Origin of the sequence: Mucilaginibacter sp., from assembly GCF_041660805.1 — a bacterium.
In the GTDB taxonomy this organism is placed as follows: Bacteria; Bacteroidota; Bacteroidia; order Sphingobacteriales; family Sphingobacteriaceae; genus Mucilaginibacter.
Genome location: NZ_JBAZVP010000001.1, coordinates 570344 through 583565, shown reverse-complemented (window position 1 = coordinate 583565; position 13222 = coordinate 570344). Strand labels below are relative to the sequence as shown.

The window sequence follows — 13222 nt, the reverse complement described above, 5'->3', positions numbered from 1 at the left end:
TTTAAAGGATGGCTGAAACCGGCAAACCTTCCGGCTTCACTTTTACACGATGGCCTTTAAATCCAAAAAATGCCACCACCGCAAAACAGAGCAATGGAACCACATAGCCATACTGAATATTACCTGTTCTATCACTGATGTAACCAAATATCCGCGGCAGAACGGCTCCGCCGACAATTGACATAATGATCAGGCTGCTGCCGAATTCTGTATCAGCCTTTAAATCTTTTATACCCAGCGCAAAAATAGTTGGGAACATGATGGACATAAAAAAGCATATACAAACAACCGTGTAAACGGTTAACATGCCATGACCTAAAATAGCAACTATACAAAGGAAAATATTGATACCTGCATAAGCTGCCAGTAAACTTGCTGAACTGTAATAGCGCATTAAAAACGTACCTATAAATCTGCCGATCAAAAATGCAAAGCCGCATACACCTAAATAGTCGGCGGCCTTTACTTCCGTAACACCAGCAGATTTTGTTGCATACAGGATAAACAAACTGAATACACAAACCTGCGCGCCTACATAAAAAAACTGTGCGGCAACACCCCAGGCTAAATGGCGGTGCTTTAGGGCATGGAAAATATTTTTACTGGCTGCATGCCCTTCATGGTTCTGAATCCTTGGCAGGCGCGTAAATGCAAAAAGTATGGCGATGAACACCAGTACGCTGCCGAGTATAAAATAAGGCATTTTCACGGAAGAGGCTTCGGCGGCAAGCGCCAGTTTGCGGCCTTCCTCTGTCATTACGCTTAATTGCGCCGGGGTATAACCTTTGGTAAGTATAATGCGTGCACCTATTACGGGCGCCAGGGTTGTAGCCAGCCCATTAAATGATTGCGCAAAATTAAGCCTTTGTATAGAGGTTGCGGGGTCGCCCAATGAGGAAGCATACGGATTGGCGGCTGTTTCTAAAATGGTTAACCCACAGGCGATGATAAATAAAGCCACCAGAAAAAATGCATACTGCTGGGTATTGGCTGCCGGTATAAACAAAAAAGAACCACAGGCAAAAACAAGCAGGCCGGTAATAATACCAGTTTTATAGCCGTATTTTTTCATAATAAAACCCGCCGGTAAAGCCATCAGAAAATAGGCTATAAAGACAGCAGAATCAACCAGCGTAGCCTCAACAGTAGTAAGCGTAAATGATTTTTTTAAGTGAGGTATTAATATGGGGTCAAGGTTATGTGCAAAACCCCATAAAAAGAACAAACTGGTAATCAATATAAATGGGAAAAGACTTTTATTCTTTGTCATGATCGGATATGATATTTTATATTTCTTTACGGATGAGAGGGCCATGCTTAATCATTTGCAGTAATCAGGACATAACAAAGTTTCAGTTTCATACGATTAAATAGCCCCTTCAATTTTTAAAACGAATGCGTCTTTACCAGGAGCCTGCTCCGGCAATTTCACTTTAAGGCCCGCTGTGGTTTGCTCAAAACTCAAATTATCGTTTCCAAGTAAACTTACCCTGCTTACCTTACCTGCCTCATTACCTGTCGCTAACTTTTTAATGAGGGCTGCGTTCCCTGCCGGCCAACCCAGCATAATGGCGTAAAGAGTTTTGCCTTTTAGGGTAAACCGGATATCTTCGGCACCGAATGGCTTCCCTTTGCCCTCGTTAAAGCCCTGCGCACTAATTGGTGCTGCCGATTCTATTGCCGGGCCTTCGCCAAATACTTTCCAGGGGCGGGTGCCGTAAATAGCTTCGCTGTTAACCTGCATCCACGCTCCTATGTTTTCAACTACGGCGCGTTCTTCGCTGTCAATGGTGCCATCGCCACGTACCGGGATGTTCAACAACAGGTTACCATTTTTACTTACTATATCAGCCAGGGTATGTATTATTGTTTTGGCACTTTTGTAGCCTTTATTATCAAATATGCGCCGGTCATAGTGCCAGCCGCCAATACAGGTGTCTGTTTGCCACGGTAAAGGTTCTATCTGGTTGCTTTGCCCGCGTTCTATATCCCATATCATGCATTTACGCTGTTGTTTATCCAGTACTTTACCAAACAGTGCCGCTTGGAGTTTACCATGTTTTTTAATACTGGTATTGTACATATGCGCGGCAATTTTTAAGCCGGCATCGCTTACCGGCCAAAGGGGTAAAGCAGTATCGTCAAAATAGATCAGTTCGGGGCCGTACTTATCTATCAGTTCTAAGGTGCGGTTTAAAAATTTATCACAATAAGCTTTGTTGGGTACACTGGCACCATTACCCCAATCCCAGTGGCGGCCCATGCTACCGTCATCAAGGCTATCCTGGCTTAAGGCATGGTTTTGTGCATATAATTCCTGCGGATCATAGCCATTCCACCATTTACCTGTTCCATCCGCTTTGGTAAGCTTACCATCATAAGGAATACCTGCATAAGGTCCGGTTTTATCCGCGCGCTGGGCGACCTCATACCAGGTCCAGGGGTGCGATGCATGCACCGTTACGCCAAAAGGCAGGCCTTGTTTCTTAGCAGCCTTAGCCCAGCCGCCAATCAGATCTTTTTTCGGGCCAAGTTTAGTAGAGTTCCAGCTTTGGTATTTGCTGTCGTAAAGGTCAAAATTATCATGGTGATTAGCCAGGGCCATAAAATATTTGGCACCGGCTTTTTTGTATAAGGCAACCAATTCCTCCGGGTTCCAGTTCTCTGCTTTCCATTCGTTTATCACATCCTTAAAACCAAACTTAGAGGGATGACCGTATTTTTGTATATGATATTTATATTGGTCACTGCCTTCCTGATACATACCGCGGGCGTACCAATCACCGCGCTCTGGCTGGCATTGTGGCCCCCAATGTGCCCACATACCAAATTTGGCATCACGAAACCATTCCGGAACCTGATACTGACTCAATGAATCCCACGTCGGCTGGAATGGGCCGGAAGCAATACCCGGGTTTGAATATGGGTGTAACAGACTGCCGGCATAAAGTTTCGACAGGTACAAGGAGGACAATCCAGTGGCCAAACCTTTTATTAGTGTTCTTCTTTTCATGAATTAGATTTTGATGTATACATTAGTTAGGTAAGACCCATTGTACAGGTAGTAGCCTGTAGTCACAAGTCAGATTCTTTTAAGCACAATCCATAATTGGTTATCAGCAAATTATTATCATTGCCGTAGGTAACTGATAGGTCAAACTTACTTTGAAATAATTGCTAAATAGTTGACCTAATGAGACTTTTTTTTATACAAATCCGACATTTTATTTATTATTGTTACTCCGGAAGAACGAAACCTTTTCTGGACTGCACAAGTAGAATATCTTGCAGATGAAACAATAATTTATAATACTTACATGCTGCATTATGATTAAAAGAGCACTAAAAAATACATTTACGCTATTGAATGTAGATCATGTGAATCTTGGCCCGAAATGGAACTATAAAAACGTGATCAGTCCGTATTTCAGACTTTATTACATTGATGCGGGTGAAGGTGAAATTTCAGATATTTCAACAACGCTGACCCTCGAGCCGGGATTTCTATACATGATACCCAGTTTCACTTTGTGCAACCTTACCTGCCAAAATCACCTGAGCCAATATTTTATCCAGTTTTTTGAGGAATCATCCAATGGTATCTCTTTGTTTGCCCATAACCGGTCTGTTTTTAAAGTAAAAGCAACAAAAGTTGACATCTTGAATTTTGCCCGCTTACTGGAAATAAACCCCGGGAGGGGCATCAACCGTTCTGACAATCCCAGGATATATGAAAAAAACATCTTTTATAAAGAGTATCAGGAGCTTAATAATCAGCAAAACATGGCAACTTTTACAGAGACCCATGGCATTCTTTTTCAATTGGTCTCTCGTTTTTTAACGCCGGAGATATTCAAACATAAAGAAGCCAGCCACATACCGGTTAAAATCCTTAATGCGATCAGCTATATCCAATTGAACCTGCACCAGGATCTGTCGGTGGCTAGCCTGGCGGAAAAAGCGAACCAGCATGCCGATTATTTTTCACGCTTGTTTCAACAGTATACAGGTGAAAGACCCTTAAAATACATCCATGAAAAAAGGATTGAGCGCGCCCAATATCTGATGGTTACCACTCAGATGACTTATGTGGAAATTGCGGTGCAAGCCGGCTTTGAAAATGTATTTTATTTTTCTAAAATATTTAAAAAAATTACTGGCATGTCTCCTGGTAATTATAGAAAACAAATTGATTTTGTCCGCTTTTAGTTCCCTTGCGGTTTCAGAAGTATCTATTATCAATTCGCCTTTTTCCAGTTAAATTACAGGTCGTAGTTAAATTATAGGTCGTATTAGTTATGTGATAGACTTTCTAATCTATAATAAATCAGCATCATTCAACAATTGCCTGATATTGATTTCCATCGTCGTCATACCCGTGTTGATCAGTTTAGTTTTTGCGAATCCGCACATATTTTGAGCAACTCCGGAAACGAAAAAAGCCTGTAATCTTATGATTTACAGGCTTTTAATGTGTTTGATATGATTATCAGCGGTGAGGGAGGGATTCGAACCCTCGGTACAGTTTCCCGTACGTCAGTTTAGCAAACTGATCCTTTCGGCCTCTCAGGCACCTCACCGGTTTTAATTGCTATATTTCCCGTTTTTCAGGGATTGCAAATATAGTAATTCGCTTAAGCTGACAAAAAAATAAATCAGATTTTTAATAATCAATCCGTACATGGTAAATACTCATCAGCATTCGCTTAAAAATCTCTTTTATAGTTTCTATATCCTTTAAGGTTATATCACTGTCTTTCAATTGGTTTTGATCAAGCTTGTATTTCACAATACGGTCAACCAGTATCCCTATTGATTCCTCATCCGGTTCTTTCAAAGAGCGTGAAGCAGCCTCAACAGAGTCGGCAAGCATCAAAACACCGCCCTCTTTTGAGAAAGGAATAGGCCCCGGGTACCTAAAAATGTTCTCGTTTATGAATTTTTCAGGAAAGTTTTTCAAAAACGACTGGTAAAAATAATCAACCCGGGTGTTACCGTGGTGGGTGCGGATAAAGTCGATAACAATCTCTGGCAAATTGGCTTTACGTGCCATTTCAATACCCTTGCTTACATGACGGATAATGATCTGTGCACTTTCTTCATAAGGTAGCTTATCATGCGGGTTAAAGCCCGAGATTTGATTCTCGATAAAAAACAGCGGGTTCTCCATCTTACCTATATCATGGTATAAAGCTCCTGCCCTAACCAGCAATGCATTGCCGCCAATAGCAAATATGGCATTTTCGGCCAGGTTAGCTACTTGTAACGAATGCTGAAATGTGCCTGGTGCGCTAAATGCCATTTCGCGCAGTAAAGGCGCGTTGGTATTGGTAAGCTCTATAAGGGTGATGTCTGATGTTATGGCAAATACTTTTTCAAACGCGTAAATAAGCGGATAAGCCAGCAATGTTAATAAAACGCTTACTGCAAAAGGCACAAAATCGGTCCAGTCTATAGTAGTTAATGAGCCTTCACGGATTAATGAGATACCCAGGAAGGCCACAAAATAAGTAAATGTAATGATCACTGCCGATATCAGGAATTGTTCCCTGCGGATCAAATTTTTAATACTGTAAATTGATACCATACCCGCCGTGATCTCGAAAAAGGCAAATTCAAAGCTATTCGGCACAAAAAAACCTGCTATCAATACTACCAGTAAGTGAATGTTGAGCGCCAAACGGGTATCAAATAATATGCGGATAATGATAGGTACTATACAATAAGGGATGTAATACAAATTTGGCAGCTGCATTTTCAAGGCAAGCGACAAAGTTGCCAGCATAGCTGTGATTACCAATAATATTAAACTTACCAGCCGGTTATCATCAAAAATATCCCGCCTAAATAAATACAAAAACACCATTAACAAGGTGATAGCAATACCTACCAGCAAAAACTGACCCAGCAACACCAGAGTGTGGTTGCCATTTATCCGGGCATTATCTTCAAATGCCTTTTTGTATGATGCAAGCTTTTGATAAGCTTCATCATTTATAACAGATCCTTTCCCTATGATGGTCTCTCCCTTTTGTACCATACCACGAGTAATAGACAGGTTTTCAATAACTTCCTGCTCCATTCTGGCAGTAAGTTTGGCATCATAAGTTAAATTAGTTTGTAACCTGTCCTGTATAAGATTAAGTAAAAACGCTTTATCTAATCCTTGTATTTTGCCTATGGCTTCATCACAATATGCAACCGCCTTTTCGCGGGTAAACAGGTCGGAGGTGTTTTTCTCTGAAGCGATATTATTATTAAGCACGGTTATGGGATAATTAGTTCCCTTTTGCTGATACTTATCATTTAGTTTTAATACACCAATGTTGTAAACATATTTTAAAAGGTCCTGCCCGGTTTGTAGGTACCTGGCTTTAAGCCGGTCATTAATACCCGCCGTGTGCCATCTTACTTCAAGATCATTCTTAAAACCTTCTATTAACTGGGTGCTTACATCATCATTACGCTGATAAATTGGGGTTACCCCTGCTAAGGCTGTCTTTTGGTCTGCCTCTATCTCCTGGTTGGTTTTTAGTATAGCAAAGTTATAAGGTGATATCAGGTCTTTTTGGTTCCAGATACGGCCTTTCTCGTACTCATAGCCAAATTTAGCCTGCTTGGGTAAGGCATAAACAATCACTATTATACTTATCAGCATCATAAAATACTTAACATTAAGCGCGTATTTACGCAATAATGCTTTTTGTCTGGATGTTGAAAGCTTTGCCATTGATGTATATATCCTTGTAAAAATAATATAAGTTTCGGTTATCTGTATTTTTTCTTGCTTTTATCAAATCAAATTTGATATCTTTATGATATCATTTTAAAATCATTTAAGCCATGAACACTGAAAAAGTTATCACAGCACCATCCGGCTATTTAGCCTTTGTTGTAGTACTTGTGCTTGCTGCCGGTGCTGCACTTTGCTTTTGGGCAGAGCAGCCAGTTGCAGGGGCAATTATTTGCGTAATAAACTTCGTACTAGTTTTACCCGGATTAGCCATAGTTAATCCGAACGAATCAAAAGTGCTTACCCTGTTTGGTAAATATACCGGCACTGTTAAGCACGACGGCTTTTTTTGGGTAAATCCTTTCACTGTAAAAAGGAAAGTATCATTAAGGGCATTTAACTTAAATGGGCAGCAATTAAAAGTGAACGACAGTGTAGGTAACCCTATAGAAATTGCTGCTGTAATTGTATGGCAAATAAAAGATACCGCAAAAGCTGTTTTCGCGGTAGAGAATTACCTACAATATGTAAATATACAAAGCGAGGCTGCAGTCAGGCATCTGGCTAACTCCTTCCCTTATGACCATATTGAGGATGAAAGTGCAAGTATAACCCTTCGCGGTGGTGCTGAGCACGTAAGCGTTTTATTGGAAAAAGAATTGAATGAGCGCCTTGACCGTGCTGGTATAGAGGTATTGGAAGCTCGCATATCGCATCTGGCTTATGCACCTGAGATTGCTCACGCCATGTTGCAACGCCAGCAGGCTTCAGCTATTATAGCAGCCCGCAGGCTAATTGTTGAAGGTGCCGTTGGCATGGTAGAGATGGCATTAACAAAGATGGAAGAAAAGAATATTATTGAGCTGGATGAAGAACGCAAGGCTGCCATGGTAAGCAACCTGCTGGTAGTACTTTGCGGCGACAAAAGCGTATCGCCAATAGTAAATACAGGCACATTATATCATTAAATAGTATGAACTATTTCAGGAGTTTTGATCAGATAAAAACCAATGAATTGTTTATAACCAGGCATAAATGGTTCTTCCCCTATTTTGAACTAACCGACGGGCAATTTGTGTATGGTAAACTGAGCTATAAAAACAGTTATAAACGTTATGCAATAATTGAAACGGCACAAGGCATCTGGACAATTAAACCCAAAGGCTGGTTTAAACGCAATCTTCTTATAAACAAAGGCGAAGAAGAAACCATAGGCACCCTTATACCCGAAACATGGAAAAGGAACGTTAATCTTGAAATGGATACAGGCTTTAAAGGGACTTATTTGTACAAAAAACTTTTCTCCAGATCATTAATGTTTAGCCATGATATGTATGGAGACCTATTGCAGATAACGCAAAAGGCATGGGGTTTTAAAAAGCCTTTTGTGGTTTCTTATGATCAAAGCTTCAAAATAAATGACCTTCCACCGTTACCATTATTGGCTTTAATAGGTGTAAACTTAATTTTAGTACGGCAGGCACATGCAAGTGCCGCAGCACATTAATATAACATGGCAGAAAAAAAAGCATTTATATTAAGGATAAACCCCGATGTACTCAAAGAAATTGAGAACTGGGGCGCCGATGAGTTCAGGAGCACCAATGGGCAAATTGAATATTTGCTGCAGCAGGCCCTGAACGACCGGAAGAAATCTGCCCGGAAAAGAAAGACAAATTAATATGCATGCATAATAATTTGTCTAATCTGCGTTAAGCTTTAAACAAAAAAGCTAAATTTGTCCCACCAGTTATTTATAAAACATTTTTCATGAAAGAAGTATATATCGTATCGGCTACCCGTACCCCTATTGGCAGTTTCGGCGGCAGTCTGGCATCATTATCGGCCACGCAATTAGGCGCCATTGTTATAAAATCGGCAGTTGAAAAAGCAGGCCTGCAGCCTGCAGATATACAGGAAGTATATATGGGCAATGTGCTATCAGCTAATTTAGGCCAGGCACCGGCTACACAGGCTGCTATTTTTGCCGGCTTACCTTATATGCCCGCAACTACTATCAATAAGGTATGTGCATCGGGTATGAAAGCGATAATGCTGGCAGCACAAAGTATTGCCAATGGCGATAATGATATTGTACTTGCCGGTGGTATGGAAAGCATGAGCAATGTGCCCTATTACCTGGATAAGGCACGCAACGGCTACCGTTTAGGTAACGGACAAATAACAGACGGGCTTATAAAAGATGGCCTTTGGGATGTTTATAACGATTATCACATGGGCTCCGCAGCTGAGCTTTGCGCTGTTGATTGTAATATAACCCGCGAGGAGCAGGACGCATTCGCGATAGAATCATACAAAAGGGCGCAGCAATCACAAAGCGAAGGCAAGTTTAAAGCAGAAATAACCCCGGTTGAGCTAAAAGATAAAAAGGGTGATGTTACTTGGTTTGCCGATGATGAGGAGCCTAAAGCTGTGAAGTTTGATAAGATCCCTACTCTAAAGCCTGTATTTAAAAAAGAAGGGACGGTTACTGCAGCCAATGCATCAACCTTAAATGATGGCGCGGCTGCTTTAGTACTAATGAGCAAAGATAAAGCCGACGCTATGGGGATTAAACCACTGGCAAAAATTATTTCTTTTGCCGATGCACAGCAGGCACCAGAGTATTTTACCACTACACCATCAAAGGCCATCCCGCTGGCATTGCACAAAGCTGGCTTATCAGCAGATCAGATAGATTTTTTTGAAATAAATGAGGCTTTTTCTGTTGTATCTGTAGCAAATAATAAGCTAATGGGCTTAAACACTACAAAGGTTAACGTTAATGGTGGCGCAGTTGCAATGGGCCATCCGCTGGGTGCATCAGGTGCACGCATCATAGTAACATTAATAAATGTGCTGCAGCAAAATAATGGTAAATTTGGCGCGGCAGGTATTTGTAATGGCGGCGGCGGTGCCAGCGCTATGGTTATTGAAAATTTAATATAATAACTACCTGATAATAAGCGCTGTATTTTATCGTATATAACCATTGATGAAAGGGATCTTTTTAATTTTTGCTTCTTTATTAATTTGCAACTTTACTTTTGCACAGCATTCTGATGAAAGTCAGAATATTAAGCAACTGAATATTTACCGGGATAGCCTGGTATCGTTAGGCAAAAAATTCATTAATGATACCATTGATCTGGAGCGAAAGAATGCTAACTATAATTTTATTAAAACATTGGTTGGCGCCTTAAAAACGCCGCATTCCTTCAATTATTCATTTGATTCTGTTAAAAGCATTAGTGTGCTGAATGCACCTGACAACCGTTTCCGGATATTTAGCTGGCATGTTATGAACGAGGATGGCAGCTATCGCTTTTACGGCACCATACAAATGAACACCGGTGACAGGTTACTGATGTACCCGCTGGAAGACTACTCCCCGATGTTAAAAAACCCCGAAGATTCGGTAACTGATAATCACAAATGGTATGGTGCGCAATACTACAAGATCATACGCGCCACCAATGCCGATAAGGCTTATTATGTGTTACTGGGCTGGAAAGGCAATACAATAAAATCAACCAAAAAGGTAATTGAGGTATTATCCTTTAACCGCGAAAATAAACCTGTACTGGGCATGCCGGTGTTTGAGGGTAACGGCAAAAACCGCAAACGTGTAGTTTTTGAATATACCAGGCAGGCATCTATGCTGCTAAGATATGTGCCCGGTCAAAATTTGATAGTATTTGATCATTTATCACCTCCTGATAAAAAGATGAAAGATATGCCGCAAACTTTCGGCCCCGATTTAAGTTATGACGGCTATCAATTAAAAAACGGCAAGTGGGCATTTGTGGATAACCTGGATATGCGCAATATACCGGAAGAACGTGATGCAAATTATGTTGACCCTAAGGCACAGGCAATTATTGACAAAGGCGCGGTTCCAACAAAAAAGAGAATTAAACAGTAAGTATCACTCACAATTCCAAACAATACAGCAAGACCTGTAATAATTTCGGTATAAAATTTCGGTTTAATTTAAATATAGTATTTTAGGCAAAAAATAGTTTTAAAAGTATGGCAGAAAACCTACAAGCAACCGCTCCGGCAAAAACAAAGTCAAGATTCCCAAATAGTGTTCCGTTTATTATCGGGAACGAAGCTGCAGAACGCTTTAGCTTTTATGGGATGCGTTCCATACTTACATTATTTTTGGTAAAACAATTTTTTAACCCAGCTGGCGATGCTGCATTAGCGCAGCAGGCCGATGCGCATGCCAATAAGTTGAACCACTTATTTGTAATGGTGGCTTATGCATTACCATTTGTAGGTGGCATGGTGGCCGATTGGTATACCGGCAAATACAAACTAATCCTTTATATCTCTATAGTTTACTGTTTTGGACACCTTTTGCTATCGATGTTTGATACAAATCTCGACGGTTTTGAGATTGGAATGCTGGTTGTAGCTATCGGGGCAGGCGGTATTAAATCATGTGTTTCGGCCAACGTGGGCGACCAGTTCGATGCCAGCAACCAGGACCTGCTTTCAAAGGTTTATGGCTGGTTTTATTTCAGTATCAATGCCGGCTCAATGCTATCAACAATTGCTATCCCTACCATTTACAAATACTATGGCGCTAAGTGGGCTTTTGGTATCCCCGGAATATTAATGGCATTGGCAACTGTGATATTTTTTATGGGCCGCAAAAAATACGTAAAGGTTCCACCGCAAGGCGTAAACCGTAATAACCTGGTATTTATCACCTGGTATGCAATAACCCATTTGAGCAAAAGGAAACCGGGTCAATCTTTACTTGATATTGCCAAAGAGAGTTACGATCCTGAACGCGTTGAAGGAGTTAAAGCTGTTTATCGCGTCATCGCAGTGTTCTTTTTTGCCCTCGCTTTTTGGGCAGTTTGGGACCAATGCCTTTCAGAATGGACACTTTATGCCGAAAAAATGGACCGAAACATCAATCTCGGCTTTACATCGTTTAAAATAGAGCCAGGTTCTATGTCGACATTTAACACCGTCTTCCTATTGTTATTTATACCATTTTTTAACTATGTGGTTTATCCACGGTTAGATAAAATCGGATTAAAAACAACACCATTGCGCAGGCTTGGCGCTGGTTTAATTCTAACGGCATTATCATTTGTAGTTATAGGTTTTACACATGTAAGCATCGAAAATGGTGGTACACCATCAATGTGGTGGCAAGTACTGGCGTTTATGATATTATCAGCAGCCGAAGTACTGGTGTCTATTACAGGTTTAGAATATGCCTATACCCACTCCCCAAAATCAATGAAGAGTACCATGTCAGGTATTTGGTTCCTGGTTGTATCGTTTGGTAACCTTATTACTGCCGTTGTTAATGGGCTTATTGAAGATGGCGGCTGGTGGGCCAGGAATTTAAAAGGTGCCAACTACGAATGGTTCTTTGTAGCATTTATATGTGTGTTTATAATTGCATTCTTAATTATTTCTCCCCGATTAAAAGAGAGGAACTATATTACCGACCCTTACGTTGACAACCAGGTTATTGCAGATACACACAACCTGTAAAACAAAATATTATCATTTAAAACAGGAAAGTACAACGCTTTCCTGTTTTTTTATTTTAAAGCCGGGCTAATTTCAATTATTTTAGCGCCGTTCATTTACTTTAAACTAAATTCTGCCCAAGTGCCCGATAGTATTGTAATTATACCCACGTATAACGAAAAAGAAAACATTGAGCGGATGATTCATAAGGTATTTTCGTTGCCTCATGATTTCCATTTGCTGATAGTTGATGACGGCTCACCTGATGGCACCGGTAAAATCATAAAGAGTTTACAGCATGACTATTCTGAAAGGCTTTTTCTGGAAGAACGTACCGGCAAACTGGGTTTAGGCACGGCATATATTCACGGCTTTAAATGGGCTATTGAAAGGCATTATGATTATGTTTTTGAAATGGATGCCGATTTTTCACACAACCCCGATGATCTGCTAAGATTAAGGCAAAAATGTATTGAAGGCGCCGATGCAGCCATAGGCTCGAGGTATATAAAAGGTGTGAACGTAGTTAACTGGCCAATGAGCCGGGTACTTATGAGTTATTTTGCATCGGTTTATGTGCGCTTTATTACCCGCATTGTTATACAAGATTCAACAGCTGGTTTTATGTGCTACAAACGCAAAGTTCTTGAAACAATTGAACTGGATAAAGTAAAATTTGTTGGTTATGCTTTCCAGATAGAAATGAAATTCACTACTATTAAGCATGGTTTTAAAGTGGTTGAGATCCCCATCATATTTACCGACCGAACGGTTGGCACCTCTAAAATGTCAAAAGGTATTTTTAAAGAAGCTGTATTTGGTGTATTACAAATGAAGATAAACAGCTGGTTTAGAAAATATCCGAAAGCACATTAAAAGTGCAAAACCTAAGCTTAAAGATGTAATATTTTTCAAACGGAGCACAGTTCTGCGCTTTCTGCTTTTTGCTTTAACCTTTAAAAAATAAATGCTAATTTCGTTGGC

11 protein-coding genes and 1 tRNA gene are annotated in these 13222 nt (G+C 40.5%); 8 read left to right on the top strand and 4 right to left on the bottom strand.

From position 1 onward, the window contains the following. Nucleotide 1: 1 nt before the first annotated feature. Nucleotides 2–1270: an L-fucose:H+ symporter permease gene (gene fucP / locus WC743_RS02635; protein WP_373010201.1), complete on the bottom strand. Its 1269-nt coding sequence runs from the start codon at nt 1268–1270 to the stop codon at nt 2–4. A gap of 96 nt (nt 1271–1366) precedes the next feature. After that, a complete protein-coding gene (locus WC743_RS02630) occupies nt 1367–3013 on the bottom strand; it encodes an alpha-L-fucosidase (protein ID WP_373010199.1) in 1647 nt (548 codons plus the stop codon). Between the two features lie 314 nt (nt 3014–3327). On the opposite strand from WC743_RS02630, the gene WC743_RS02625 reads away from it, so the two are divergent. Next, nucleotides 3328–4209, top strand: coding sequence for a helix-turn-helix domain-containing protein (locus WC743_RS02625; protein WP_373010198.1), 882 nt, complete (start codon nt 3328–3330; stop codon nt 4207–4209). Between the two features lie 284 nt (nt 4210–4493). Here WC743_RS02625 and WC743_RS02620 read toward each other — a convergent pair. Together WC743_RS02620 and WC743_RS02615 are read right to left on the bottom strand one after the other, a co-directional pair. Continuing rightward, a tRNA-Ser gene (locus WC743_RS02620) sits at nt 4494–4580 on the bottom strand. 83 nt (nt 4581–4663) lie between these two features. Then, on the bottom strand, nt 4664–6730 hold the full coding sequence (locus WC743_RS02615; protein ID WP_373010197.1) for an HD family phosphohydrolase: 2067 nt from the start codon (nt 6728–6730) through the stop codon (nt 4664–4666). A 113-nt stretch (nt 6731–6843) separates the two neighbouring features. Between WC743_RS02615 and WC743_RS02610 the strand changes: the two genes are divergently transcribed. The 7 genes from WC743_RS02610 to WC743_RS02580 all read left to right on the top strand — a co-directional run bounded on the left by WC743_RS02610 (nt 6844) and on the right by WC743_RS02580 (nt 13114). After that, the gene (locus WC743_RS02610; protein ID WP_373010195.1) at nt 6844–7701 is read left to right on the top strand and encodes an SPFH domain-containing protein; all 858 of its coding nucleotides are present in this window, start codon (nt 6844–6846) and stop codon (nt 7699–7701) included. Between the two features lie 5 nt (nt 7702–7706). Next, nucleotides 7707–8240 carry a hypothetical protein gene (locus tag WC743_RS02605; protein WP_373010194.1) on the top strand — a complete coding sequence of 178 codons (534 nt, stop codon included), beginning with the start codon at nt 7707–7709 and terminating at the stop codon, nt 8238–8240. Nucleotides 8241–8246: 6 nt separating this feature from the next. Then, nucleotides 8247–8414 (top strand): Arc family DNA binding domain-containing protein, encoded by a 168-nt coding sequence (locus WC743_RS02600; RefSeq protein WP_373010193.1) that lies wholly within the window; start codon nt 8247–8249, stop codon nt 8412–8414. Nucleotides 8415–8503: 89 nt separating this feature from the next. Continuing rightward, a complete protein-coding gene (locus WC743_RS02595; protein WP_373010192.1) occupies nt 8504–9682 on the top strand; it encodes an acetyl-CoA C-acyltransferase in 1179 nt (392 codons plus the stop codon). A 46-nt stretch (nt 9683–9728) separates the two neighbouring features. Further along, nucleotides 9729–10658 carry a hypothetical protein gene (locus tag WC743_RS02590; RefSeq protein ID WP_373010191.1) on the top strand — a complete coding sequence of 310 codons (930 nt, stop codon included), beginning with the start codon at nt 9729–9731 and terminating at the stop codon, nt 10656–10658. A 107-nt stretch (nt 10659–10765) separates the two neighbouring features. Next, nucleotides 10766–12259 (top strand): MFS transporter, encoded by a 1494-nt coding sequence (locus WC743_RS02585; protein ID WP_373010190.1) that lies wholly within the window; start codon nt 10766–10768, stop codon nt 12257–12259. A gap of 120 nt (nt 12260–12379) precedes the next feature. After that, nucleotides 12380–13114, top strand: a complete 735-nt coding sequence (locus WC743_RS02580; protein ID WP_373010189.1) for a polyprenol monophosphomannose synthase — start codon at nt 12380–12382, stop codon at nt 13112–13114. Nucleotides 13115–13222: the final 108 nt, after the last annotated feature.

Coding starts and splice junctions, on each gene's coding strand:
- fucP (WP_373010201.1), bottom strand. CDS start 1,270: ATGACAAAGAATAAAAGTCTTTTCCCATTTATATTGATTACCAGTTTG.
- WC743_RS02630 (WP_373010199.1), bottom strand. CDS start 3,013: ATGAAAAGAAGAACACTAATAAAAGGTTTGGCCACTGGATTGTCCTCC.
- WC743_RS02625 (WP_373010198.1), top strand. CDS start 3,328: ATGATTAAAAGAGCACTAAAAAATACATTTACGCTATTGAATGTAGAT.
- WC743_RS02615 (WP_373010197.1), bottom strand. CDS start 6,730: ATGGCAAAGCTTTCAACATCCAGACAAAAAGCATTATTGCGTAAATAC.
- WC743_RS02610 (WP_373010195.1), top strand. CDS start 6,844: ATGAACACTGAAAAAGTTATCACAGCACCATCCGGCTATTTAGCCTTT.
- WC743_RS02605 (WP_373010194.1), top strand. CDS start 7,707: ATGAACTATTTCAGGAGTTTTGATCAGATAAAAACCAATGAATTGTTT.
- WC743_RS02600 (WP_373010193.1), top strand. CDS start 8,247: ATGGCAGAAAAAAAAGCATTTATATTAAGGATAAACCCCGATGTACTC.
- WC743_RS02595 (WP_373010192.1), top strand. CDS start 8,504: ATGAAAGAAGTATATATCGTATCGGCTACCCGTACCCCTATTGGCAGT.
- WC743_RS02590 (WP_373010191.1), top strand. CDS start 9,729: ATGAAAGGGATCTTTTTAATTTTTGCTTCTTTATTAATTTGCAACTTT.
- WC743_RS02585 (WP_373010190.1), top strand. CDS start 10,766: ATGGCAGAAAACCTACAAGCAACCGCTCCGGCAAAAACAAAGTCAAGA.